The sequence below is a fragment of the Caldococcus noboribetus genome (assembly GCF_055389385.1).
This window is the reverse complement of sequence record NZ_AP042475.1, coordinates 571,965-596,714: the sequence shown is the minus strand read 5'-3', so window position 1 is coordinate 596,714 and position 24,750 is coordinate 571,965. Positions and strand designations below refer to the sequence as shown.

Below are 24,750 nucleotides of genomic sequence, written 5' to 3'. Positions count from 1 at the left end.
AGATAGAATAAAAAGCAAAAGAAAAAAGCTAACTAATTAAATTTAGGCCCTCAGAACTTGGCGAAGGCAACGTAGGCTATCAGGGCCAGGGCTATTATTGCAACTATCAGCGCGCCGAGGCTGTAGGTGGCCGCCGAGGCGGCCGTTGAGGCCGCGCTGTGCGCTTCGCTCTCAGCGCTCGAGGCCGTGCTGCTGAGCGAGCTGAGGGTTGAGCTCATGCTGGTCACTGTGCTACTTATGGAGCTGACGGTGCTACTCACGCTGCTGAGCGTTGAGCTCATGCTGCTCACCGTGCTGCTTATGGAGCTGACCGTTGAGCTTATGGAGCTGACGGTGCTGCTGAGCGAGCTGATGCTCGAGGCGACGCTGCTTATTGTTGAGGCCGCCGAGCTGACGGTGCTGTTGACGCTCTGCAGTGACGAGTATATGCCGCTGAGGTCACTGGCCACGGTGCTCACGGTGCTCTTTATGGACTCCACGTTGCTTGCTATGGCGCCCAGCTGGCCGCCCAGGTTAGTTATGTCGGTCTCCACTGTGTTGAGTGACGCGTTCACGGCGCTGAAGTTGCCGGCCAGGTAGCCGCTTATGGTGGCCTTAGCCGTGCTTATCTGCGACGAGAGCATGGAGGCCTCAGACGCTATGGTTGAGTTGAGGCTGCCCAGCTTGGCTGAGAGGCCGCTGACCATGGATGCCATGGAGGCGTAGTCCTTAGCTATGGTTGAGTTGAGGCTGGCTATCTGCTCAGACAGGCTGCCCAGCTTGGCTGAGAGGCCACTGTACTCGCTTGCTATGGTTGAGTTGAGACCCTGGAGGTCAGAGCTCACCTGGCTCTCGAACTTGTTGAGGGCTGCCTGTATGGCAGTTGTGTTGACCTGCACTATGCCAGTGGCAGCTGCGGCCTCGCCAGTGAACTTCTCGCCAGTGAATATGTAGGTGGCGGCCTGCGTCACAGTTACGGCCAGGGTCCCGCCTGTCACGTTGCTGGGCAGCGCTATGAAGTACACGTAGTAGCCGGGTATCGTGGTCACGTACATTATGTCAGACGGCGGCAGCTGCTCCACGCCCGTTGGAGTGCTCACGTACGCAGCTATGGCAGGCTTCGACAGCACGAAGAAGTCCGAGGTGAACGACACCGGCAGGCCCAGCACGGGCACCTCGGTGGGCACCAGCACCTCAACCGGGGAGCCGCTGGCTGAGGCTGGGGCCACCAGCTGCGCCTGCACTGGGTAGGCCGGCAGGGTCTGCACGAAGTAGAGGGTGGCCTCGCCCGGCGGTATGGTCCTAGTTATGTTGACCGGAGGTGTAGCTGTCTGCGGCACGTAGGGCCCAGTTATGGACTCAGCTATCGTGTTGTAGCCTGGGCAGAGCTGCAGCGTCACGCCAGCCTGCAGGGTTGTGCCCACGGTGAGCTGCGGGTTGAGCAGGGTGCCGTTTACTATGTAGCCTATGAGCACCTCGCTGACAAAGCCGCACTGAGGCGAGACGTTTATGTAAACTGGCAGCGAGTACGGGTGCGTTATGGTCTGCGTCGTGTTGTAGCTTATCGGCGAGCCGAAGACGTACTCGGTGAGCGGCGTGCCCATGAGCGTCAGCAGGTAGCCCGGACTCGTGAGCAGAGGCGAGGACTTCACTATCACGCTGCCGTTGTTGTCGGTGAAGTTGGTCAGCACGTAGCCTATTGAGTACTGCCCAATGAGTATGTCAGCAGCCCTCGCCACGAAGACGCCCGTGTAGCTCGGGGCTGAGCCTGCCTCCACTGAGGCGTTGTATATGCTTATGTTGTACGCGCCCTCATAGGCGTTCGGTATGTAGGCTGCCGTTCCAGGCAGGTTCGGCACCGGCACGTTGTAGAAGACGCCGTAGCCTCCGGCGTACCAGGTTCCGCTGAAGGCTGTGTCCTCGAAGGGAGCCACCTGGGACACGTTGACCCCTGCGAAGTAGTCTGAATACTGCGGCAGGTAGAACCTGAGGACCACGGTGCCGTACTTGCCAGTGCTCACGTTAGCGGTGAAGCCTGCGCCTACCACCACTATGGTGCTTATCTCGCCCTCAGAGGCAGGTATGAGCGGCGCCGTCATGTTAGTTATGTACTTGGTCGCCTTGTACGGGTACTTCAGCAGGAAGCTCGGGAGCCTCACCTGGCCGAGCAGCCCAGTCGCTATGGGCTTTGGGCCGAAGACCTCAGGCGTCGGGTTGACGTAGACTATAGCGTTGCCCGAGTACTCGTTTATGGGCACGGTGAATGAGCTGCCGCTGCTGGTGGTGCTGTTGGTTACCAGGAACGTGTAGAGTGAGTTCTCAACATGTACAGTGTAGTCACCTGGAGCCTTTGAGAACACGTTGGTGTAGAGGCTGCCGCTGACGGGCACCTGGCTTATGTATGCGAAGTCGCCGTAGCCGTCAGCCACCTCAAGGGAGCTGCTTATTGGGGCAAGCGTCGAGGAGTAGACGGAGTTCGTCATGATCGGGTACTCAGAGGACTTCAGGGATGTGGTGAAGCCGAAGCCCCTCACTAGCAGGTAGTTGCCGAGCAGCAGAGTGCCGTTGTAGTAGAACATGCCCTGCCTGTTGCTCGTGAACACCTGGTAGAACGGGTACACGGGGACGGAGGCCTTGTTGTACCAGAGCGTGTCGTTCGCTATGAAGTTGTACGGGCTTACGGTGCCTGAGACGACCTCTGGCGAGTAGTGCAGCTCATACTCGAGTCCCAGGTAGGAGAACGGGTAGTAGGGCGCGTTGGGCACGAGGGCGTAGAACGACCCCATCCCACTTATGGTAGTGGTGGTAGATATGTTGGTGAATGAGTAGTTGGCGAACGTTATTCCCATGACGTAGTAGCCCTCTGAGGTGTAGAAGCTCTCCGAGTTCTCCTCAGCTGGGTACATGTACGGGCTGGTGGGCAGCAGCGTGCCGTTGCCTATGGCAGTCACTGCCGCGAAGGTTGTGTCATAAGGCACATCATATATGTTGAACTCCAGCACGTCGCCTGGGTTCAGCTGACTGGTCGGGCCGGCCACGCCGGTGCTCTCCCAGGTTACCTCAAAGCTTGGGAATATGTCGAGGGTCCCAGCGGCTGGGTTAGGCGTGAAGAGGCCGTACGGCTTGAACGTCGACGGGCTCACGCCGTAGTTTGTGAGGCTGTAGTTCACCGGGTGGAAGGTCACATTGCCCTTGCCATACTCGTAGGCACCCGTGGGCTCAAACATGACGTATGCGGTGCTCGGGGTCCCAACTGTTATTGTTGAAGTGCTAACAGCGTCAAGCTGGAAGAGGCTAATGTTGAAGTAGCTGGTCAGCGCACCTGACTTGAGGTGAACGGCGTCGGTCAGGGCTGGCAGAACTACGTCAGGAGATAATGTGCCGTATACGCCCAGCGAGGGCGGGGTGGTCGTGTAGTTGAAGGTTGGTGAACTAAACACTTCAGAGGCCTTAGATAAATTATTAGCTATCTCCAGAGCGCCGGTGGTCACGCTCACGTTAGAGTAGGAGCCGCTAAGCACATAGTACAGTTTCTCTGAAGCTATTTCAGCTATTATGCCTGAGGCAAACTGGTTGGCCCCGGTCACGTTGAGGAAGGCCTTGTCGCTGGTCGTGACCTGGGCTATGGGCACGTAGCTCAGGTTGTTTATCGGCTTTATCGCTACCTGTATCATGGGCCTTATGGTGAGGTTGAAGGGCCCAGCCGCTATCGCTGAGGCCGTGCCGCCGTACTGCACTGGGGCGGCAGTCGAGTACTTTAGGTACACGAGGGCCCAGCCCTGGGTGGTCAGGTTGTGCAGCACGGTCGTCTCCTCAGTCCGCCCTGAGGAGAGGGCATCCTCCGTGGAGCCGTAGGTGCTCAGATTCGCCAGGAAGTTGTACACGTCACCAGCTGATATGGTCAGGCTGCCCAGCACCGCGGTCACGTTGCTCGTGGAGAAGGCAGGGGTTATGGCGACGTCACCGTAGTAGACGTTAGGCAGGCCGTTGGCAGAGAGGTATATGTAGGCTTCCGCACCCTCGTAGGTCGACGTCAGGTTGAAGTTGAACTCAACGATGCCGTTGACGCTTACTACCTTGGTGTACACTTTGCCAGTTCCTTGGAGCGGCGAGTAGGCCTTGGCTGCCACAGCCCCCAGCAGGGGGGCGAGCAGCACGAGGGCCAGGACTATCGCTGCTAGAGCCTTATACGATCTCAACACGGCTCACCTATGCTTGGCCAGGACTACTTGGTCCTCATCGGGGTATTTAAGAAGTAACACCTGGGTATGCGGCACATAGAATCCCACCTGTGGGATAGGGGTTATGCGCCTCCCTTGGGGAGGGCCCTCAGCCCCCCGGGGCGACCAGGTAGATAATACCGAGCCTCCCCCTCACGGCAACCGTGACGTTGCCCTCAAGCGGCTGCGGGGAGAGCCCCAGGTAGAGGTAGCCTCCAACCTTGAGCACCACCAGGTAGGCTGTACCGTTAAGCCCTGCGCACGACAGCACTGCTGCGCTGAGCTGGGTTACGTTGACCTCAACGAAGGCCCCCTCCAGGGCCAGGGCAGTCCACGCAATAAGCTTGGCCGGGGCCTCGAAGGCAGTAACCTTGCCGCCAGCCCTGCCCGCGAGCTCCATGGCCCTGAGCGAGTAGTTGTAGGCCCCAACTGCATAAGCGCTTCCCTGGCCCCCCTCAAGGAGCTCCGCCTCGGCCCTCCCGAGCAGGGCTGCCGCCTGGCTAAGGTAGGCGTAGGCCTGCACCGAGGCGCCCCCGGCGAGGGCGTCCTCCTGGGCCTCTGAGTAGAGCTCCTCCATCCTCAGCGAGGCGAGCCTCAGGGAGCCGCTCAGGTTATTGACGAGCGGCGCCAGCGAGGAAACTATCTCAGCGGGCCCGCTGCCGGTGACCCCCTGGGTAATCGCCAGCGCCCTTGAGGCGTAGTCAACAGCCTCGCTGTAGTTGCCCTCGGCAGCGTAGCCCGCCGCCTGGGAGTCCAGGTAGAGTGCCCTGCCCAGGGCCCCCCAGTCCTCTGAGGCCTGGGAGGCCCACGAGCCTACCTGGGAGACCTGTGTCTGCGCCTCAGCCTGGAGGCCTGCCACGGGCTCGCTGCTGTTAACTATGGTGTCCACGTCCCCTGAGGCTGCCAGGAGCGTGGAGTTGAGCCAGGGCAGGTTCGGGGTCCCCTTGACGGCGGCCGAGTAGTTCCCTATCCCGGCGGCCCTCTCGGCCGAGGCGCTGGCAAGCTCAAGGGCCCCGCTGTAGTTGCCCAGGTATGCCTGCTCCAGGGCCTCGCCAAGCAGGAGCGAGGACCACTCGGCGTAGCTCAGCTCCCCCAGGTCTGCCACCGCCTGGGACAGCTGCTGGGCCAGGCTCGGGTCCTTCGAGTACGCCACGTCCCTCAGGCCTACCACGTAAGGCTCGGCCTCCCACAGGTAGTCGGTGGCGTTGGCAAGGACTGCGCTGGCCTGGGGGCCGGTGCAGTTGAAGGCCTCAGAGTCCAGGAGGAGCGACATGGAGAGCAGCATGGTGGCGTTGGCGGCCTCCTTCAGGTACGGTATGTACTTTGACGGCGGGGCCGGGTACTGGTTCACGGCGTAGTTTATGTAGCCGTCAAGGGACGCTATGGCGGCGCTGACGTTGCCAAGGAGCTCCCTCACCGGTGCGCTGACGTAAATGTAGTATGCGGTCGCGTCCTGCAGGGCCTCCTCGGCCAGCTGCTGGGAGGTGTAGGAGTACTCAAGGGTCAGGCCGTCGTTGCCGCCTATGTAGGCAGTTATTGCCAGGGACGCGTTGCCCAGGGCCTCGTAGTCCAGCATGGCCAGCTCCGAGGCCTGGGCGCGGGAGTCCCTGACTATTGAGGTCGAGAGGCTCAGGTTTGCCTCGCTGCTGTTGAGCACCACCATAAGCTCCCCGAGGGCCGAGGCCAGCGACCTGAGGGAGGCAGTGGCGTTCCTGACGTATGGCCCCTGAGGGGAGGCGTTAACAAGCGTGAGGAGCCTTAGGGCGCTGGACAGCGGGGCGTTGCTTAGCTTAGGCGATCCTCCTGACGAGAGATCCTCTATGGCCTGAACAATGTTAAGGTATGTCTGGTTCAGGTAGCCCATGGCCTGGCTGAGGTTCCCGTACGCCGCCTGAAGGCCCAGGCTGACGTTAACGCCCGGGAGCCCCTCGGCTATTGCCTTCAGGTCCTCCAAGGCGTGGCTTATGTTGCCCTCGAGCTGCCCGGGCCTGAGGTACGAAACGCTGCAGTTCCCTGGCTCCCTTAGCATGTACTCCTCCTCCAGGGCCCCCTGAATGCATGACATCGCTGAGGAGGCGTTGGAGAGCTCCCTCATTATTGTAGCATAGGTAGAGTTCAGTGCGCTGGTTTCGTTTGCCGCCTTAGCTAGAAGCTCCTCGGCCAGGCTTAGGTTAGCTGAGGCCTGGGCTGCCACGCGCTCCCTGAAGCTCATGTTGAGCAGGGGCTGCAGCCGCGGGCTGCTCTCATTTATGAGCTTTAGCAGCGAGTAGAGCTCGACGAGCTGCCCTGGAGACGTTACGTTGGCCCCTGAGACAAGCAGGTAAAGCTCCTCGGCCTCGCTGTACATGTTGGCCCTGGCCTCGCCGCTGGCCGAGGTGTTAATCTCAAGCACGTCCCGCTGCGCCAGGGAGAGCAGCTGGGCCAGCCCAGCGGGGAGGCCCGAGGAGGCCATGGCGGCTGAGTACCTGCTGGCCAGCTCAATGCCCCTGAGGCTCTCATTTATGGAGCCGCTGTAGTTGCCCTTTGACAGCAAAGAGTACGCCCTGGCTACGTATGCCTCCAGCAGCAAGGAGTAAGTTGAGTTAAATGAGAGCGAGGAGGCCAGATACTCCAGGGCCGCCAGGTAGCCCGCGGCCTCCGCCCACGGGGCAGGCCTCGGCGACTGGGCCCTGAGGTACAGGTATGATGCCTTCATTACCTGCAGGCTCAGCTCCTCGGCGCCGGTGTAGTTGCCCTCAGCGTACAGCTCCATCGCCCTGGAGAGCGTTGCGTTGAGGTAGCTCACGTTAGCCCCATAGGCCCTCAGGACTGACAGGTCAGCCGAAGCGGCCCTGAGCTGAGGGGGCGGCGAGGAGGACGCCAGCGTGGACGAGGGAACTGCGGCCAGCAACAGCAGGAGGAGCAGCGATGCCGCCAACAGATACCTGGACCTCAAGGGCCTCACCTCCTAGTAACTGCCACGGAGACGGCCACCGCAAGGGCCACCAGGACAGCTATTATCGTGATGTACTTGAGGACGTCAGACCTAGGCCTTGGGGTTGTAGTGGTTATTGGAGTTGTGGTTGTCGTGGTGGTCGTAGTAGTTGTGGTTCTAGTTGGGGTTGCGGTGGTTGTGGTCGTCATAATATGACTCGTAGTTGTGGTTGTCGTGGTGGTCGTTGAAGTGGTGGTCGTCACTGTTGTGGTAGTGGTTGTAGTAGTTGTGGTTGTCGTGGTGGTCACAGGCTGCGGCGTCACGTAAAGGGTAAGGTTCCCCGGCCCAGCCAGCAGGGCTGACAAGTTAACTAGCGTCGCGTTGGCCCCTGAGTAGTAGACCAGCACGCTGCCGTTGGCCACGCTCACGTAGGCCCTGTACGGCAGGTATATCCAGTAGGCCGCCACTGCCCCCTGGGTCGAGCACGGCGGCAGGTAAACGCTGATGTTAACGATGCCCGGGCTCAGCACGGAGACCTGCAGGGCGCCGTTGGAGTACTCGGCGTAGAGGCTCCCGACGCCCTGCTCATAGGCTGCGTATGAGTATGGCTTGGTGCAGAGGGGCAGCTCAAGGAGCTGGGGCGTTGACGTCACGTTAAGGCTCAGGGACTCCACGGCGCCTACATAGCTTACCTCTACCTGGGCGTGGACTACAGGCGCAAGGACTGCCGCTGCAACTATCAGCAGGACGGCCCACCTTATCATTGCCTAGGCCCGAGGGAGCTGGGCTGGGGCGACTATTATTTCTAAGTGCTACCCAGCGAAGGTTAACGGGTCTTGTCTGAGGAGCTCCCTGAGGACAACCGTGGCGTACATGCCCCTACCCAGGGAGAACTCGAGCCACTCTCCCGAGAGCCTCAGCCCCCTGACGTCCATGAAGGCGTCCCTAACCATGTCCCTGGCCCTCACCCCGAGCTCAGGGGACGCCAGCTCATTTACCCCCTCCTCAGCCATGACCTCCCTGCAGGCGCCCTCAGCGCTCGAGACCCTGGAGGGCACCACGATCCTTGCCGGAGCCTCGTTGACCTCAATGTACCTCGAGAGGCACAGGTTAAACAGGTAGGACTGGTATGCCTCCACAAAGAAGCCGGGGGGCACGGGGTACCTCCTTATGGCCCTGGCCGGGTCGCCGGTCCTCATGAGCTCCCTGAGCGCCCTAACCTCAGGCCACAGGCTCCCCCTGGCGGCCTCGAGGGCCTCCCTGTACATGCCCCTGTCGTAGAGCTCCCTGAACTCCCTCCATGCAGGGGGCTCAGTGCTGAAGGGCCTGCCGAGCAGCAGGTCAACCGCCTCCTTAAGGTTTCCCCTAACTATTGCCTTGCCCACCAGGTGGCTGTTGGGCCTCACGAGGCCGAACCTCTGGTAGCCGAAGTAGGCAGGCAGCCTCCCGCTCGAGGCCAGGGCCGAGGCCCTCCTGGCCAGCTCGTCGGCCCTCTGGGTGACCACCCTTATGGAGAACCTGTTGCCCGTGTGCTCGAGCCTCCTGTCGTGGTCCCCCAGGTACCTGAGCTCAACGCCGTCCCTCCTCGCCTCCATGACCTTCGGGGTACCCCCGAGAGTGTAGATGAGTTGAAAGGTCACGGCGTTTGAGTCCTTGATGCCAATGAAGTGGGGCCTGGAGCCGAGAAGCTTCAAGGCAAGCCTCGAAGCTGTGGAGTGGTCAACCCCCACCTTGGTTAAGATGTAGACGTGCATTCTGCCTGAGCCGCTGGGCCTGAACTCCGTGCACGGAACCCCAGCTATCTCCTCAACTACCCTGAAGCCTTCTGGCCTGGGCACCTGGGCCCCCAGCGGGCCCCAGTCGTAGTCAAGGTAATAGTAGAGCATGCCTATCATGACGTCAAGGTCGTAGGCGCTCCTCCTCAAGCCTTATCAAGTGAGGCCTGGGGGCTAGGCCTTTAAGCTCAGGGCATAATGAGGCCTGGGAGAAACATGGAGGTCGCCTCGCTGCTGTTTGCAGTGGGAGTCGCCCTGCTGTTCTGGCACGCAGCCTCGGCGCTGACATATTATGCCATGATGGCCAGGAGGTCGAAGGCCTACAGGCCGCCGAGGGGTGACTTCAGGGGCACGGTCACGGTTGTCATACCTACGTACAACGAGTCGAAGATAATAAGGAGGAAGCTTGACAACGTGGTATCTCAGTGGGATCCATCAGGGCTCGAGATACTAGTTGTCGACTCCAGCACCGACGGCACCGCAGACGAGGTGGAGAGGTGGTCCAGGGAAAGGGGCGTCCCAGTCAAGTTGCTGAGGGAGGCCTCCAGGTCTGGCAAGCACTTGGCGGAGAACTGGGCCCTCAGGGAGGCCAGGGGCGACATCGTCGTCTTCACTGACGCTGACTGCGAGTGGTCCCCCGGCTCGCTCCCCTCAGCGCTGTCGTCGCTGGCGGCCCCCGGGGTAGGCCTAGTGACTTGCATAAAGGAGCCCCCCTCAGGGGTCGAGGGCACCTACAGGTCGCTCTACAACGTTCTCAGGCTCGGCGAGAGCCAGGTCCACAGCACGCCCATAGCCCACGGCGAGCTCCTTGCTATCAAAAGGGACCTTGCAACGAGGCTGGGGGGCCTGAGGCCCGGCGCCGACGACAGCGACCTGGCCCACAGGGTTGCAATGAGCGGCCTCAGGTCAATAGCCCTGCCCGACGCCGTCTGCAGGGAGTACGTGCCTGACAGGGGCTACTTCAGGTGGAAGCTCAGGAGGGCTCAGCACCTCGTGGAGCACATGGCCAGGGCCTCCAGGGACCTTCGCAGGGCCCCCGGGGGCTACAGGGCGGTGCTGGCGTGGGAGTCATTCCTTCACCTCGTGAACCCCTGGCTGGCAATAGCTTCTCTGGCGGCCCTCATAGCGTCAGCAGCCATGGGCTCGCTGCCGGCCGCCATAGCCTTAGCCCTGGTGGCCGCCTCCATGGCCTTAAGCATGGCCAGGACCTGGGCCCTGGAGCAGCTGTTCCTGGTAATTGCAACGGCTAGGAACCTGGCCGGGAAGAGGGAGTACGTGTGGGAGAAGGTAGAGAAGTCCGTCAGCCCCTGAGCTTCTTGACCACCAGGAGCACGGCTACTGCCAGGTAGGCCGCCATCGCAGGCACGGCGTAGAGCACGGGCACGTTAAGGCCTACTAGGCTGAAGTAAATTATCACCAGGGACGTCGCGGTCCCCGCGGCCGGCAGCAGGTAGTGGCTCATGGCTGTCGCCAGGCCCCTGAGCCTCTCCCTCATGGCAACCCTTGAGAGGGACAGGTTAACTGCCACGTGGTAGGCCATGTTGAGGACGCTCATCAATGTTATCCAGAAGAGGATGCCGTAGAGCAGCCCGCGGACCACGCCGTAAAGCCCCACCATGGCTGCCTCCGTCAGCAGGGAGGCTGCGACGGCAACTGCAAAGGTAGTTATGCATGCATTTGAGGGCGAGCCGTACCTCTCGTGGACCCTGCAGAGGTAACCTGGGAGCAGGCCGTCCCTGGCCAGGGAGAACATCGTCCTCTCGGCCGAGCTGCCGAAGACTAGGACCCCCGTAAAGTAGCCTGATAGGGCTATCGCAAGCACAATAGTGGAGTACGCCCTCCCGGTGTAGCTTGAGAAGGCCGCCACGGCGGGGAGGAAGAGCGACCTGAGGCCCTGCACCTGCGAGGGGGGCACGGAGACCACGAGGGAGTACTCTACAAAGGTGTAGAAGGCTGCCATCATTACCAGCGCGGCCACCATGGCCTTCCTTATGGTCTCCCCGGGGGCCCTCGCCTCCTCGCCAAAGTTAACAATTGTCGAGTAGCCTATGTATGCCGTGTAGGGCCCCGTGAGGACCGCCAGGAAGAAGCCCGCTGGGCCCACGGCAGGCATCGTGAAGGGCTCAAGGCTCAGGTACCTGCTCCTCAGCACTATGACCAGGCTGCCAGCGAGTATGGCGGCCATCTGGGCGGCCCCGCTTATCATAGCAACCCTGGCCGAGAGCCTCACGCCCATGTAGCTCACTGCAAACATGAAAGCCTGCGTGAGGAGTCCCAGGGCCACGAGCAGCGGCAGGGGCACGGATATGTTGTAGAGCGACCTAAGGGCCACGTCAAGTATCCAGGCGAGCGCCACAGGAGTTATTATAATGGGTGAGAGCTGGGCCAGGAGCTGGGCCATGCCAACGACGCTGGCGGCCCTCCTGCCCCACGCCGCCTCGACAAACTTGTAGAAGCCGCCCGCGCTGGAAACCCTCCCACTGAACTGGTATATTGAGCTCGCGTTTATGAACACCAGCAGCGCCCCCAGCAGGAACGCCAAGGGCGCGGCGGCCCCGGCGTAGGCTATTGCGTTCCTGGAGACCACCAGGTATATGGAGCCTGGAAGTATGGCGCACACGCTCAAAAAGGCCAGCTGCAGGAACCCCACGGAGTTGCTCCTGAGGCTCATCGTTATCTCTTCCTAGAGAAAGTCCCTTGAGGTTTTAAGCGTGAGTAATGATCTCTGCAGCCAGGAAGGGCCCAACCCTTAAATAAGCCCTCCCACCATTGTTCCTGGGGCTCGCCTTTGGTGTAAAACATGAACTTGGAGGACGTCACAGCAATAGTACCAGCCGTTAATGAGGCTGAGGGGATAGTGCCCACCATACAGGAGCTCATAGACGTCGGCATACCGCCAGATAACATAATTGTAGTTGACGGCGGCAGTACCGACGGCACCCCCGAGCTGGCCTCAAAGCTTGGGGCGAGGGTAGTCAGGCAGAGGGGCAAGGGCAAGGCCGACGCCATAAGGTGCGGCCTGAGGCATGCCAAGACTTCCCTGATACTGGTTATAGACGCTGACTACACCTATCCAGCTAAGTACGTGCCGCAGATGGTAAGCGTGCTCAAGGAGGGAGGCTATGACGAGGTCATAGGGGTGAGGCCGGGCAGGTCGCAGCCGCTGGTCTATAAAATAGGCAACAGGCTGCTCACGTGGCTCTTCGACTCCATGTTCGGCGTCAAGCTCAGGGACGTGCTCAGCGGGCTCTACCTTGTGAAGAAGGAGGCGCTGACAGACGCCAGCTTTGAGATGGGAGGCTTCAGCGTTGAGAGCGAGATAGCGGCCCACATAGTCTCAACCGGGGGCTCCGTGGGCGAGGTGGAGATAGAGTACAGGAAAAGGCTTGGAAGGAAGAAGCTGAGGCCCTGGCACGGCCTCAGCATAGCCCTTGACATGGTCAGGCTGTCCTGGAGGTACAACCCCACGAGCACTCTCTTCCTCGCGGGGGCGCTCCTCATGATACCGGGCCTGCTAGTGGGCGGCGTCACGGCCTACCAGTTCTACTTCAAGCATGTCGACCACTTCGTCAACGCCATAATGGCCCTGGTGGTCACCGCCGCCGGCTTCAACAGCCTGCTCCTCGGGATACTCAGCATGTACCTGAAGAGGATGGAGTACAGGCTCCTGAAACACATAAGGTCCATGAGCAGGGGGCAGGGATCTGGCTGAGGGCTACGCTATCGTCAGCTCCCTGCAGCTGAAGAGCACCTTGCAGCCCGAGGCCTTCAGGAGCGAGACCTCGCGGTCATGCCTCTCCTTCATCAGGTAGGCCTCCTCCAGCGAGGGGGTCCTGAGCCAGGGCCTCGTGGGCTGCACCACAACGCAGCCGGGCGGCAGGAGGGAGGGGAGGGGGCTTAGCAGCTGGGTCACCGCTATCACCCTGCCCTCGGGGATGCCCTCAGATAGCCTGAGCCTGCCGGGGTAGTCGTCGAGCACCCTGAAGGCCTCGGGGTAGTACCTTCCCAGACGCTCAAGCAGCGCCCTGGCCAGGCCCTCGATGCCGTTGACCCTGGCCAGCCTCTCGCCGTCGTATATGTACGGCGTCACGCTGAGGCTCCCTGAGAGGCCAACAGCTATTGAGAGGGAGGCCGTCGCCAACTCGTCAGCTGAGACCGGGTCTGTGGCCGTCAGGTCGACCACGAGGGACACCTCCCTTGAGCCCTGGGGGTAGAACCTCTTGACCATGAGCCTCCCCCTCCTGGCAGTGGCCTTCCAGTCTATCACTTCCGCTGGCTCGCCAGGCCGAAGCTCCTCGCTCCACGCGTACTCCTCGCCCCTGGGCAGCGTGTACGCGGCCTCCGAGGTCACCTCCCCCCAGCCTTCCCTGGCCCCTGCAAGGGCCGCCACGGCCAGCGGCAGGAACCTGGGGCTCACGGAGACCCTGACCGGCGGCCTTACTGGGTCCTCCCAGGAGGCCGCGAAGAGGCCAAGGGGCGACCTCGCGGCGAACCTGACGAACGACAGGAGCCAGCTGCCAGCGTGGGGGCACCTGAGCCTTAGCAGGGAGCCGCCCCCGCCAACGTCAAGGGCGGCAACTAGCTGGTCCCTGACCAGGGCGCCCCTGAGCCTCCCGTGGGCTAAGGCAACGGCGGCCTCGGAGCCTACGGCGCAGGATACCTCCCTCTGCGACGGCCTGAGAGTGGTCGGCCTTGAAGACGTCAGGAGGGCCGCCAGGTCGGCGAGGGACGCGAGGGCCAGGGCTGCCCCCACGGCAGCTACAAGGTAGGCCTTCACTGCAGAACCTATGACAAGGAGTGCCGCCGAGAGCGCCAGGACCCTGGCCCCCCTTGACGTAACTCTTATCAAGTTCAGCCCCTCGGCACGGGCACCCTCTCAAGCACGGACCTTATTAGCGAGTCCGACGAGAGCCCCTCGCTGACTACAACCCTGTGCCTCAGCACGGGCAGGGCCACTGCCTTGACGTCGTCAGGGGTGACGAAGTCCCTGCCCTCCATGAGGGCCCTCGCCCTTGACATGCGATAAAGCCAGAGGGACGCCCTGACGCTCAGGGGCTCGGCCAGGTCAGACTTCCTGAGCTCGTCTATGATGTTAATCATGTACTCGGCGACCGAGTCATCAACCCTCACCCTTTTGACGGCCTCCTGGGCCTCCGCCACGTCCCTGAGGCTGGCCACGGACTTTATCTGGGGCGACATAAGCTCGTCGGCCATCTTTAATATCTTCAGCTCCTCCTCCCTCCGCGGGACCCCGACCTCCACCTTGGCCGCGAACCTGTCCACCTGGGTCACCGTGAGCGGGAAGACGCCGCCGGTGTCCCTGGGCACCTGGGTGGCTATGACAAGGAAAGGCCTTGGGAGCTGGAAGGTGCTGACGTCAACCGTCACCTGGCCCTCAGCCATGGCCTCCAGCAGGGCGCTCTGGGTCCTCGGGGTAGCCCTGTTGAGCTCATCAACGAGTACCACGTTAGCGAATATGGGGCCCGGCCTGAACCTGAACTCGCCCTTGGCCTGGTCCCACACCATGGAGCCGAGCACGTCTGAGGGCAGCAGGTCGGAGGTCATCTGGACCCTCTTGAACTGTCCCCCCATAGCCTGGGCCAACAGCTTGGCCAGGGTAGTCTTGCCGACGCCGGGCGGGCCCTCGAGGAGTATGTGCCCCTCGGCTAGTATAGCTGCCAGGGCGGTGTCAAGGGCCTCGTCGTTGCCCGCGTAGTAGGTCCTCACGGCGGACCTTATGGCGCTTACCACGTCCCTTGCCCTGCCTAGGTCCAAATGCCCACCCCCATCTTGGCCAGGGCCTTGAGTTAAAATTCTGAGCTGCCCTAACGCTTTAAAATTTCGGAGGACAAGGACCTCAGCTGGCGGGCCCGTAGCTCAGCCAGGTTAGAGCGGCGGGCTCCAGACCCGTAGGTCGGGGGTTCGAGTCCCTCCGGGCCCACCACATGGGGCCTCGGCCCCGGTCACTTTGACTTGTTCCTCTCCCTCACGCAGCGGCCTAGGCCCTTCGCTATCTGAAGGAGTATCCAGAGCGAGGTCCCCACGTCAGGGTCCCTGAGCCTGTAGCCCATGCCCAGGGCCCCGTACCTGCGCTCCTCCGTTACGTCAACCCTTCCAAGGGCTGTCACCGCGCATGAGGTGAGGTCCTGTATTGAGTTCTGGGCCAGAGCTATGTCGTCAGGCGATACCTTGGTCACTCCGTAACTTACAGAGGCCAGGAGGGCCATGAGCCTCATCAGGGCGGGATCGGTAGCCGCTGAGAGGAAGGAGTCCTCGGCCTTGTCAGCCAGGTAGGAGATCATGCCTAGCAGGCCGCTCCTCTTCAACTTTATTATGGCATCTAGCAGCTCCACCACTGCAACGGTTCCGACGTCAACGGGCGGCGGAGGCGGAAGCACTATGGGCTGTGGCGCCTGGGGCTTAGCCGCTGGGGCCTGCTGGGCTGCCGGAGCAGGGGGCCTAGCTGCGGCTGGGGCCGGCTTAGCTGCCTGAGGCGCCGTGGCGGCCTGAGGCCTTGCCTGTGGCTGCGCCGCGGGCCTTTGAGTGGCCTGAGGCGCGGCCTTGTCCTGAGGGCCCTGCTGGGACAAGTGCAGGTCACCTGGCACCTTAGGTCATATTTTAGAATTTATGCTTTCACAGTCCGCTTAAACGGCGCGGCCATTATATAGCTGCTGGGGCTAGCCCTTGACCCACCAGAAGTACGCGTAGTCGTTAATGCCTCCCCACATGGGGTTCTCCTGCCACGATATGAGGCCCATGTAGCCGTGCATGTAGGGCTTCGCCGCTATCAGCGCGTTCTGGTATATAGTGTAAACGTACATGTAGAGGTTCACCGCCTCCTGCTCTGCCTGCCTGTAGAGCTCGTAAGCCTCTGTATAGTTGCCAGATATGTCATAGTAGTTTGCGACACCTATAGTATTGTTCATTTCGAGGTACTCCATGGCCTCCTGCCAGAGCCACTTGCCTATCTCGGGCTCGACGCTCGGGCTCAGGCCTGGGTAGCTAATCTTTGACTGGTTGAAGTAGGCGCTGAGGTTCTCCAGGTAGGTCACGTTCCAGCCGTCAGGCAGGGCGTAGTCCCCGTCTTCTAGATACATGCCGTTCATGAAGTCATCAGCCATTGGGTAGTCGGCGCTCCAGTACCAGTAGTATATAGGCAGGCCGTTCTGCCCCGGCACCTGGTAGGCCTCTATTACGGCCTGGGGAAGGTATATGGGCACGGCGTTTATGTTCGGGTCTATGTTGTGGAGGGCCGCGGCCCACATCTGGGCCGCCGTGTAGTCCGTCGTGTCGCCGCTTGATATTACTATTGGGAAGTAGACGCTTATGTTATAGAAGCCGCTCTCCTCGAGCAGCTCCTTGGCGTACGTCAGGTTGAACGTGGGGCAGCCGGCGAGCTGCGAGGGGGGTATGTAAATGTCAAGGCCTGGAACCAGGGCCCCGCAGTAAAGGCTGCCGAAGTTGAAGTGGTACTTCACGTTCCCAACTATGTCGTTTATGTACTCAGTGTAGTTGAAGGCGTAGGCGAAGGCCTCCCTGACCAGGGGGTTGGCGAAGTACCAGCTGGGTACGTGGTACGCGGGGTTGATCTGCGAGAGCAGGGACTCGTTGACCTGAACGTTAAAGGCGAAGAACCACTCGAGCAGCGAGGGCGAGAAGGAGTAAATGACTGCCTTGCCCTGCGACTCCAGCTGAAGCAGCCTTGGTATGTAGCTTGTCGGCAGGTTTGTCACTATGTCCGCCTGGCCGGAGGCGAAGAGCTCATAGGCGGTCGTCGGGTCCTTGACCCACTCTATAACCACGGTATCGTTTGGCCTGGGGAAGTAGGTTATGTTGTTCGGCCAGTAGGGGTTAGGCTTGAGCACCACGCTCTGGCCCGGCGTGTAGACAGCTATGTAGTAGGGCCCCGTGAAGCCGGCGGACTGCCCTGAGGGCCACTGCACCGCCGTGTTGTAGCTGCCCTCGCTGCAAGTCTGCTCGTAGCTGTAGAAGGCCTCCGCCAGCTGGGTCATGTTGTGGTCGTAGAGGCCTGTGAAGTTTATGCCGTCCCCCACCTCCTCGAGCCACTTCGCGTCAAGGATTGAGCCGCCTTGTGGGTCAGCCAAAGCGTCAAAGAATGCCACTTGGCCAACAGGCCTCACCAGGTGGAACGTGACAGTGTCGGTCTCGTTGTTGTAGCTGACAGCGTTTATGATCTCCTCGGCCCCCTGGGTGTCGTTGGGCGACGTGACGACGAAGGTGAAGGGCGTGTAGTTCGGTATGAGGTACTGGGTGAGTATCCAGCCCGGCGTGCCGGGCGTTCCGCCGGCGCAGAGCATGTCCCTTATCACGCTGTACCAGACGTCGTACGCTGTTATCGGGTCGCCGTTGGCGGCCCTAAGGCCAGGCCTCACCTTGAATATGTACACCGTGTAGTTCGGCGATATGGCCCCGTAAAGGTACCTGGCCGTGGCGTTGGACCAGTTGCCCACGGTGGGCAGGTACTCGGCCGCCATAGGTATGAACTTGGTGGTGTTGGCCCCGAAGTACTCAACGAGCGTGGAGTAGACGTTAAGGAGCACCTCAAAGCCTATGTTGCCGTAGTCTATGTCTGGGTCGAAGCTGAAGGGACCTCCTGGCACGTTCTTAGCCACGACTATAGTGCCCGGGTTCGGAAGGTCAACGTCAAGCTTAAACATGGAGAACCTGAGCCCCCTCGACTCAACGGCCACCGTCTGCGTGTAGCTGTAGTTGAACGTCTGGCCGCTGGACACGTTGAGGGTCTCGACGGTCAGCGTGAGCGGGTAAAGGCCAGGCTCGCTGAAGCTGACGTTTATCGGGTCCTCAAGGGGCCTCAGGTACGTGTAGTTGCCAGTCCCAAGGTATGCCGTGTAGTTCCTCGGGCTGACCTCTATGGTCGTCCCGTTGCCAAGGCTGAGGAAGTACCTGTAGATTGTCATGTTCTGCCCCGAGGGCGGCTGGAGGTAGCCTATGAAGACGCTGGCCCTCTGGCCAACCTCAAGGACTGGGGTGCCATTTATGCCGCTTACTACAATTATTGGCACGCTGACCTCCTGGGACAGCTGCCCGCTGACGTTAGGGGTCACCAGGACCTCTATGAGCTCCTGCGACGTCGACGCCACCGCCCTGCCTCCCTTGATGAGCACGTAATATATCAGGTACCTGCCAGGCCAGCGGTACCTTACTGTAAGGTAGTCGCCACTTACCGTGACGCTGGAGCCGTTGCCCAGGAACACCTCGGCGGAGTAGCCGGCCGGGATCGGTATGTAAAGGCTGAGTGGCTGGCCGGCCACAACGGAGTAGGAGCTAGGCGCTGGCGGGGAGAGCTGCAGGGAGGCTGCGCTCCGCTGATGCTCTGAGCGTTGTACATAGGAGGCCGCCGCCAGGGCAACTATAACTGCCAGCAAAACGAGGGCCGCAAGGGCCTTGAAGTGCACGCCGCTCCTATACCCAGTTTTCACCTCGGGTCTCGGGGGGTTAATGGAGCCCCCCTATTTAAGCGTTACAATGGAAAACCCTGGCTAACAGCTTATTAGCCTTGTAAGAAAGGTCAGCGCCTCTGCTCCAAGTTATTGCCTGTGCTGGGGTCGTAGAGAGAGACCGCCTCGGCGGGCACGCTGAAGTTGACCCTGTCCCCTCTGTTGACGGTTGAAAGCGAGGGGTAAACGACTCTCAGCAGCTGGCCATCGCCGACGTCCAGGTGTATTACCGTGTAGGCCCCAACCCTCTCCACCATGGACACGGTGCCTGAGAGCTCCCCCTCGCCCACCCTTACGTCCTCGGGCCTGAAGCCAAATATGACCTCCTGGCCATCCTTGACGAGCTTCCTGTACTCCTCGGGCACTGGGACCCTGAGCTTGCCCTTCTTAGCAACTATGTAGCTGCCCGAGACGACCCCGTCAAACAAATTCATGGGCGGGTTGCCCACGAACGAAGCCACCCAGGCGTTCCTAGGCCTCCTGTAGACCTCCATTGGGTCCCCGAAGTCCTGTATTACCCCGTCGTGAAGGACGGCCAGCTTAGTAGCCAGGGAGAGGGCCTCAACCTGGTCATGTGTCACGTAAACTATTGTGGTGCCGAGCTGCCTGTGGAGCTGCTTCAGCTCCTCCCTTGCGAAGACCCTGACCTGGGCGTCAAGGTTTGCCATGGGCTCATCCATAAGTAGTATATCGGCCCCCTTGACCAGGGCCTTAGCTATGGCGACCCTCTGCTTCTGGCCCCCGCTGAGCTCGGAGGGCTTCTTCTGAAGTATGTCAGTTATCCTGAGCATCTCGGCCACCCTCTTGACCTCGCGGTCTATCTCCTCCTTGGGCCTGTGGGCCAGCTTCAGCGGGAAGGCTATGTTATCATACACGTTCATGAAGGGGTAAATGGCGTAGCTCTGAAATACCATTGCGACCCTCCTGTCCTTGGGCGGCAGGTCGTCCACCAGCTCGCCCCTCAGATATACGTGTCCCTTGTCCTGCTTCAGGAGGCCGGCTATGACCCTTAGCAGCGTCGTCTTGCCCTCCCCTGAGGGGCCCAACACCACTACTAGCTCGCCCTTGTCAACGCTCATGTTGAGGCCCCTGAGGGGGGTCACGGTGACGTTCTTCGTCCTGTAGGTCTTCCACACGTCCTCAAGCCTTATGTACTCCATGTCAACCCCACCTGGGCTTAGCTTGCCTGATTTAAAATCACTTTATGCCGGCCAGGCTGCTGTAGGCCTTAGTCATCATCCTCTGTGACACCAGGAACAGCGCCATGAGCGGTATTCCCATGAGCACCGCGCCTGCCGCAAATATGTTATAGTTAGGCGCAGAGGCCGGGTTGTAGAGGCCCGCCAGGTAGTAGAGGCCTAACATGGCTGTCCACAGCTTGGGGTTTATCCCTATGAAGGCGTAGGCGGTGGCGTAGTCCATGTAGGCCCCTAGGAACCCCAGGAGGGCAGTAAGTGCCACCACTGGCATGGCTAGCCTGAACACTATCCTTATGAAGGCGCCGAACCTGGAGAGGCCGTCAACCATTGCCGACTCCTCATAGTCGGGCGGTATGGAGTCTATGGCAAGCTTGGCCAGGAACGCCGCGAAGACAGCCGTGCCTGGGGTGTATGCAAGGACGAGGCCAACGTAGTTAAGCAGGTGAAGCCTGGCGAAGAGCAGGAAGAGCGGCACCGTAGTGGCAGTTACGGGCAGGAAGGTTATTATGTAGGTGAACGTGGCCAGCGTCTTCTTGGCTGGTATGTCAAGCCTTGAGAGCCCGTAACCCGCCACCATGGCCAACGCTATTGACAGGAGGGAGGTCGCCGCCGCGAGCTCTATGCTGTGCATGACCCAGAGCGGGAAGTTAGGTGCCTTTATGGTCGGCAGGAAGCGTCCCAGGATGAGCTGCCTGTAGGCTGTGAGCGTTATGTGCGTAGGTATGAGGTCCTTCAGCGAGAAGGCTAGGAGCCTGGTGACGTTGCTGAACGAGAGCAGTACTATATAGTAAATGGGCAGGATGGACCAGATGGCCATTACTATCAACACTAAGTATGACACGGCAAGCCTCAGCGCCCTCAGCATCTTGGCGCGGCTCCTAGAGCTCAAGGACACCACCCCTCACGTTATGCCCTCCAGGACCCCTGTGTACTTCATAACTATTATAGCTAGCACTATGGTTATTAGCGTTGATATTATGGAGAGGGCCGCGCCCATAGCATAATTGTTGTAAGCGAACGCCTGCTGGTACGCATAGACTATGTAGGTCTCCGTTGAAATGCCCGGCCCGCCGCCCGTCAGCACATATATTGGGTAAAAGTTGTTCCAGGTGAACACAAAGCTCGTTATAGCGACGAAGGCTATGGTCTTCCTGAGCGAGGGCAGCGTTATCTTGAGGAACTTTGTCAGGGCCCCAGCCCCATCGACGTCCGCCAGCTCATACAGCTCGCCTGGTATGCTCTGCAGCCCTGAGTAGAAGACCGTCATGTAGTAGGGAAAGCTGAGCCACACGTTTGTTACTATGAGCTCCGCCCAGGCCCCTGACACTGAAGACAGCGAGTTCACAGGGGGGAGGTGAAGTAAGGGGAGCAGGTACCTGTTCATGAACCCGTACGGGTACACCCACATGCCTTGCCACACCAGCAGCGAGATGAAGCCTGGGAAGGCCCACGGGAGTATCAATATCGCGTAGAACACTGACTTCCCCTTAAGGTCCTTCTGGTTTAATATGAGGGCAAGAGCAAAGCCGAGCGCCATCATTGGGACGAGGCTCCCCACGGTCCAGATCACTGTGTTTATTAGCAGCGTTGAGACGTAGTGTAGCCTTATCGCTATGACGTAGTTTAGCAGTCCCACGAACTTGTACTTGTAGAAGTGCAGGAGGCTCATGTCAGTCATTGATATGTATACAGAGTATAGTAGCGGATACAGGAATAGAAACAGGACAGCAGCCAGCAGGGGTAAAAAATATAGTAAGCCTTCAAGCTTAGGCGAAACTTTCGGCATTAGCTCCCCGCCTCAGTACCTGCTGGCGGGGAGCTCGGGCACCGTTAAAACTTCGCTTGGAGGCAGCTGGGCTGGGCTTAGCAGCCCGGCGCTCTGCAGCGAGCTTATGAAGGCCTGCTCCATGCCTTGCGCGGCCTGCTGGGCATTTATCTTTCCAGCGAAGAACTCGCTGGCATACTCGTGGAATGAGTTCCAGTAGTAGGCCATCTGCGGTATGTTCGGGAACTTCTGGCCGTGCTGGCTCTGCGCAAGTATTCCCTTTATCACCTGGTGCAGGCAGGCCAGGGTCTGGTTGCTGGTGGGCGCGCTCAGGTTCTGCAGGGCTGCCTGGTAAGCGCTGTTGAGCGCAGGTATGTCACCGGCGTACTCGAAGAGCCCGTACTCGTTGCTGTAGTTAGTCATGAACTCTATGAAGAGCAGGGCGGCGTGCAGGGTGGCGTTCCACTGGCTCGCGGGCACACCGTTGGCCTGAGGCGTGGTTATCGACCAGCCGGTGCTGCCTATGAAGGGCTCAGCGTAGAGGCCCGTCTGGCTCACCACGGGCAGCGGTGCGGCGCCAAGGTCACAGCCCAGGGCCTGGAAGTACGGCTTCAGGTCCCACGGGCCGTCGAATATTATGGCTGCCTTGTTCTCCATGAAGAGCTGGCCCTCGGCGCCTCCGGCCCCCGTGCTTGGGGCCAGGTAGTTAATCTTTAGGTCATAGGTCAGGTTGTACCAGAAGTTAAGGGCGTTAACCATGGCAGTTGAGTTGAGGGCAGGCACTATCTTGCCGTTCTGGGTCACGAATATCTGCCCGCCGAACCCTGCGAACCAGGCGGCGAACCTGTAGCCATACTCATCGCTGGCGCCGTAGGCGATCCCCCAGACCCCATAGGTCTTGTTTACCTGCTCAGCTATCTGTATCAGCTGGTCAGTGGTGTTAGGCGGCTCAGGCACGTACTTCTTGTTGTAGAACATCACTATGTAGTTTATGTTGTCGGGCAGCCCGTAGACGGAGCCGTTGAGGGTCCAGTCCTCTATTGCGGTGGGGTTAAACCTCTGGAAGTAGCTCGGCGGCAGGTACTGGCTTAGGTTAACCAGTATGCCTGCTGCGAAGAGGGCTCCGGCGGAGTCGCTGGAGTCCCTTATAATTATGGGCGCGTCGTGGGCCTGGGCCTCAGAGGTGTAGGGGCTTGTCCCTATGCCGGCGCCGTACTCAACCTCAACGTGTATCCACGGGTACTCCTGCTCGAACTCGGCCAGGGACTTGTTGAAGGCAATGTTCTCGCTGGTGCTATAAGAGTCAGCAACTGTAAGCGTGACCACCTGCGTCGTTGTTGTGGGCGAGGGCGTTGTTGTAGTCGTGGTGGTTATGGGCGTGGAGGTCGTTGTTGTGGGCGTAGGGGTCGTGGAAGTTGTGGTCGGGCTAGTGGAAGTTGTTGTAGGCGTCGTGCTTGTGACGTGGTGCCTCGACGAGACGTAGGCTAGGTAGCCCCCGACGGCCACAATAACTATTATAACTATTATGATAGCCGCCAGGGCCGCTGTAGATATGGACCTCCTGCTCTTTGACCTCACTCTCTACACCCCAAAACCGTGCTGCAGTGAACTATATTTTTAATGCGATATAAATGCCTTTATGAAGTTATGAACAAGTATATATACCGTATAATGTGTGCAACTACATTCCCACAGACTTGCAGACTTGCCAAGTCTTCCCCTAGCCACTGCGCCCCCTGAGCCTCACCCTCAGCCTGACGGCCGCGTCATAGGGGTACTCGCCAGCGCTCGCCCCAACAAGGCTTCTGCCGTCGGCCCCCCTGGGGGTCCTGAGACCCAGAAGGGAGAGCAGGGTGGGCGCAACGTCGTATACCTCCGCTACGTCAGCCCTCACCTCAGCGCCCCTCACGAGCAGGACGCCGTACACTTCATGGTCTGGCATCATGTCGTGCCTCAGGGCAGCGAGGGACCTGCTTGAGACCACGTGGTACCTCAACTCATCTACCGTCTCCACGAAGAGGCTTGGGTATGGGGGCATGTAGGCCCCCCTGAACCTCTCCTCAAGCTTTGACACCCTGAGGTACCTTGAGGCCGAGGACCCCTCTATCGCCCTGAGGCCTCTCTCCCTGGAGGCCTCGTCCCTGAAGTAGAGTATCCTGTCTATTGACAGACCCCCGGCGTCGTAGGTGAAGGGCTGCCTGGCCAGCTCACTCTCGCCCGAGGACTCGTGCGTGGCGGCAACTGCAACGTTGACTAGCTCTCCGCCAAGCCTTCCCCTGACCCTGGCCAGCGGCCCCCGCCTGGAGAGCTCCCTTGGCGAGAGGGAGGGGGGCAGGGCTCTTGAGATGAAGTCAGCTGCGGTCACAAGGTAAAGGGCTAGCCTCCCCGTAAGGCTCCTCGGCACCCCTACGCCGAACTCCCTCATTAGGGGGGCCAGCGCGTTGACGCAGACCCTGTGCACCCCAGCCCCATGATCTGAGGCAAGCACAAAGAACTTGGACCTCCTCATGAGCTCGCCGGCGAGCTCATCTATTGCCTCCCAGACCTCAGCGGACCTCGGCCCCACCGAGAGCACCTCCCTGTGGTCCTTGTGGAACGCCTGGTCTGGGTAGGGAAGCACTATGAAGTAGGCGTCCGCGTCAACCTCTGAGAGCAGCTCCAGGGCGCCCTCAACCAGCCTCTTAGTCCTCTCGTAGGGGTCCGGCATGTCGTTGAACGTTATGAAGTGCCTGCCCAGCCTGCCCGCCAGGTCCCCGGGGCTGTAGACGACCCTGGGAGCCAGGAAGGTGTCGCCGACCACGGTCATCCTGTCAAGGCAGCAGAGGCCCTCCAGGGGCCAGGTCAGGGGGTAGTTGACTACGGCGACGTCAAGCCCCATCAGGGCCGCGTCCTCAAAGACCCTGGGGAACATGACGTCCAGGGATGTGTAGGGCCTCGAGAGGTGCTCCCCCTTGGGCCCCCTGTAGTACTTTGTGAAGCCCCAGACCCCGTGCTTCGCCGGGTTCACGCCCGTGGCCATGCTGGTCCATGCCGTGGGCGTTATGGGCGGCATCGAGTGAAGCGGTATGGGCCTGCTGTCGCTCAGGGCGTACCCTATGTTCTTCAGCCCCAGCCTCTCCACAGCCCTTGAGAGCAGCGACGGCGACAGGGCGTCAAGGCCCAGTAGCGAGAGCTTCAAGCCAGGTACCAGGAAGCCCTAACGCCGCCGAATTTTAAGGAATAGCCTCAACAACTGCGCCAGCTTAGCGCGACTGAAGCTCATGCGCCCTCCGCAAAGGCGCTGGAGAGGTACCAGTCGAGCCTCTCCTCGTCCTCGGCTGAGACCTCAAACTTCACCCTCCTCTCCTTTGTCTGGCCCACCTCTACCCTTCCTGCCTCCACGCTCACTTCTTTCACCCGCTGTAAGAGTATGGGTGACG

17 protein-coding genes and 1 tRNA gene are annotated in these 24,750 nt (G+C 60.4%); 3 read left to right on the top strand and 15 right to left on the bottom strand.

Features of this window, described 5'->3' with window-relative positions:
• Nucleotides 1–50 precede the first annotated feature (50 nt).
• From ACZ5GQ_RS03175 to truD, 4 genes are all read right to left on the bottom strand, one after another.
• Complete coding sequence (locus ACZ5GQ_RS03175) at nucleotides 51–4,178, bottom strand: hypothetical protein (protein ID WP_498857180.1); 4,128 nt, start codon at nucleotides 4,176–4,178, stop codon at nucleotides 51–53.
• Between the two features lie 130 nt (nucleotides 4,179–4,308).
• The gene (locus ACZ5GQ_RS03170; protein ID WP_498857179.1) at nucleotides 4,309–7,134 is read right to left on the bottom strand and encodes a hypothetical protein; all 2,826 of its coding nucleotides are present in this window, start codon (nucleotides 7,132–7,134) and stop codon (nucleotides 4,309–4,311) included.
• Between the two features lie 5 nt (nucleotides 7,135–7,139).
• Nucleotides 7,140–7,877 (bottom strand): hypothetical protein, encoded by a 738-nt coding sequence (locus ACZ5GQ_RS03165; protein ID WP_498857178.1) that lies wholly within the window; start codon nucleotides 7,875–7,877, stop codon nucleotides 7,140–7,142.
• A 48-nt stretch (nucleotides 7,878–7,925) separates the two neighbouring features.
• Nucleotides 7,926–9,038, bottom strand: coding sequence for a pseudouridine synthase family protein (truD, locus tag ACZ5GQ_RS03160; protein WP_498857177.1), 1,113 nt, complete (start codon nucleotides 9,036–9,038; stop codon nucleotides 7,926–7,928).
• A 48-nt stretch (nucleotides 9,039–9,086) separates the two neighbouring features.
• Here truD and ACZ5GQ_RS03155 point away from each other — a divergent pair, with 48 nt between their 5' ends.
• Complete coding sequence (locus ACZ5GQ_RS03155) at nucleotides 9,087–10,199, top strand: glycosyltransferase (protein ID WP_498857176.1); 1,113 nt, start codon at nucleotides 9,087–9,089, stop codon at nucleotides 10,197–10,199.
• On the opposite strand, the gene ACZ5GQ_RS03150 is transcribed toward ACZ5GQ_RS03155, so the two are convergent.
• On the bottom strand, nucleotides 10,189–11,559 hold the full coding sequence (locus ACZ5GQ_RS03150) for an APC family permease (protein WP_498857175.1): 1,371 nt from the start codon (nucleotides 11,557–11,559) through the stop codon (nucleotides 10,189–10,191). The two genes, ACZ5GQ_RS03155 and ACZ5GQ_RS03150, sit on opposite strands and share 11 nt — an antisense overlap.
• Nucleotides 11,560–11,688: 129 nt before the next feature.
• Between ACZ5GQ_RS03150 and ACZ5GQ_RS03145 the strand changes: the two genes are divergently transcribed.
• Nucleotides 11,689–12,600 carry a glycosyltransferase family 2 protein gene (locus tag ACZ5GQ_RS03145; protein WP_498857174.1) on the top strand — a complete coding sequence of 304 codons (912 nt, stop codon included), beginning with the start codon at nucleotides 11,689–11,691 and terminating at the stop codon, nucleotides 12,598–12,600.
• Between the two features lie 3 nt (nucleotides 12,601–12,603).
• Here ACZ5GQ_RS03145 and ACZ5GQ_RS03140 read toward each other — a convergent pair whose 3' ends face one another.
• On the bottom strand, nucleotides 12,604–13,737 hold the full coding sequence (locus tag ACZ5GQ_RS03140; RefSeq protein WP_498857173.1) for a DUF58 domain-containing protein: 1,134 nt from the start codon (nucleotides 13,735–13,737) through the stop codon (nucleotides 12,604–12,606).
• 2 nt (nucleotides 13,738–13,739) lie between these two features.
• Entirely contained in the window at nucleotides 13,740–14,663 is a 924-nt protein-coding gene (locus ACZ5GQ_RS03135) for an AAA family ATPase (protein WP_498857172.1), read from the bottom strand.
• 91 nt (nucleotides 14,664–14,754) lie between these two features.
• On the opposite strand from ACZ5GQ_RS03135, the gene ACZ5GQ_RS03130 reads away from it, so the two are divergent.
• Nucleotides 14,755–14,832 (top strand) — tRNA-Trp (locus ACZ5GQ_RS03130).
• 19 nt (nucleotides 14,833–14,851) lie between these two features.
• On the opposite strand, the gene ACZ5GQ_RS03125 is transcribed toward ACZ5GQ_RS03130, so the two are convergent.
• From ACZ5GQ_RS03125 to ACZ5GQ_RS03090, 8 genes are all read right to left on the bottom strand, one after another.
• Entirely contained in the window at nucleotides 14,852–15,475 is a 624-nt protein-coding gene (locus tag ACZ5GQ_RS03125; RefSeq protein ID WP_498857171.1) for a helical membrane plugin domain-containing protein, read from the bottom strand.
• A 90-nt stretch (nucleotides 15,476–15,565) separates the two neighbouring features.
• On the bottom strand, nucleotides 15,566–18,349 hold the full coding sequence (locus ACZ5GQ_RS03120) for an ABC transporter substrate-binding protein (RefSeq protein ID WP_498857170.1): 2,784 nt from the start codon (nucleotides 18,347–18,349) through the stop codon (nucleotides 15,566–15,568).
• Between the two features lie 89 nt (nucleotides 18,350–18,438).
• Nucleotides 18,439–19,527: an ABC transporter ATP-binding protein gene (locus tag ACZ5GQ_RS03115; RefSeq protein WP_498857169.1), complete on the bottom strand. Its 1,089-nt coding sequence runs from the start codon at nucleotides 19,525–19,527 to the stop codon at nucleotides 18,439–18,441.
• Between the two features lie 37 nt (nucleotides 19,528–19,564).
• Complete coding sequence (locus tag ACZ5GQ_RS03110; protein ID WP_498857168.1) at nucleotides 19,565–20,455, bottom strand: ABC transporter permease subunit; 891 nt, start codon at nucleotides 20,453–20,455, stop codon at nucleotides 19,565–19,567.
• Between the two features lie 12 nt (nucleotides 20,456–20,467).
• Nucleotides 20,468–21,352: a carbohydrate ABC transporter permease gene (locus tag ACZ5GQ_RS03105; RefSeq protein WP_498857167.1), complete on the bottom strand. Its 885-nt coding sequence runs from the start codon at nucleotides 21,350–21,352 to the stop codon at nucleotides 20,468–20,470.
• Nucleotides 21,353–21,364: 12 nt separating this feature from the next.
• Entirely contained in the window at nucleotides 21,365–22,909 is a 1,545-nt protein-coding gene (locus ACZ5GQ_RS03100; protein ID WP_498857166.1) for a type 2 periplasmic-binding domain-containing protein, read from the bottom strand.
• Nucleotides 22,910–23,051: 142 nt separating this feature from the next.
• On the bottom strand, nucleotides 23,052–24,509 hold the full coding sequence (locus tag ACZ5GQ_RS03095) for an alkaline phosphatase family protein (RefSeq protein ID WP_498857165.1): 1,458 nt from the start codon (nucleotides 24,507–24,509) through the stop codon (nucleotides 23,052–23,054).
• A gap of 80 nt (nucleotides 24,510–24,589) precedes the next feature.
• A complete protein-coding gene (locus tag ACZ5GQ_RS03090; protein ID WP_498857164.1) occupies nucleotides 24,590–24,718 on the bottom strand; it encodes a hypothetical protein in 129 nt (42 codons plus the stop codon).
• Nucleotides 24,719–24,750 lie beyond the last annotated feature (32 nt).

What these genes read in the sequence shown, in the direction of transcription:
- ACZ5GQ_RS03165 (WP_498857178.1), bottom strand. Translation starts at nt 7,877, where the DNA reads ATGATAAGGTGGGCCGTCCTGCTGATAGTTGCAGCGGCAGTCCTTGCG.
- ACZ5GQ_RS03155 (WP_498857176.1), top strand. Translation starts at nt 9,087, where the DNA reads ATGAGGCCTGGGAGAAACATGGAGGTCGCCTCGCTGCTGTTTGCAGTG.
- ACZ5GQ_RS03150 (WP_498857175.1), bottom strand. Translation starts at nt 11,559, where the DNA reads ATGAGCCTCAGGAGCAACTCCGTGGGGTTCCTGCAGCTGGCCTTTTTG.
- ACZ5GQ_RS03145 (WP_498857174.1), top strand. Translation starts at nt 11,689, where the DNA reads ATGAACTTGGAGGACGTCACAGCAATAGTACCAGCCGTTAATGAGGCT.
- ACZ5GQ_RS03115 (WP_498857169.1), bottom strand. Translation starts at nt 19,527, where the DNA reads ATGGAGTACATAAGGCTTGAGGACGTGTGGAAGACCTACAGGACGAAG.
- ACZ5GQ_RS03105 (WP_498857167.1), bottom strand. Translation starts at nt 21,352, where the DNA reads ATGCCGAAAGTTTCGCCTAAGCTTGAAGGCTTACTATATTTTTTACCC.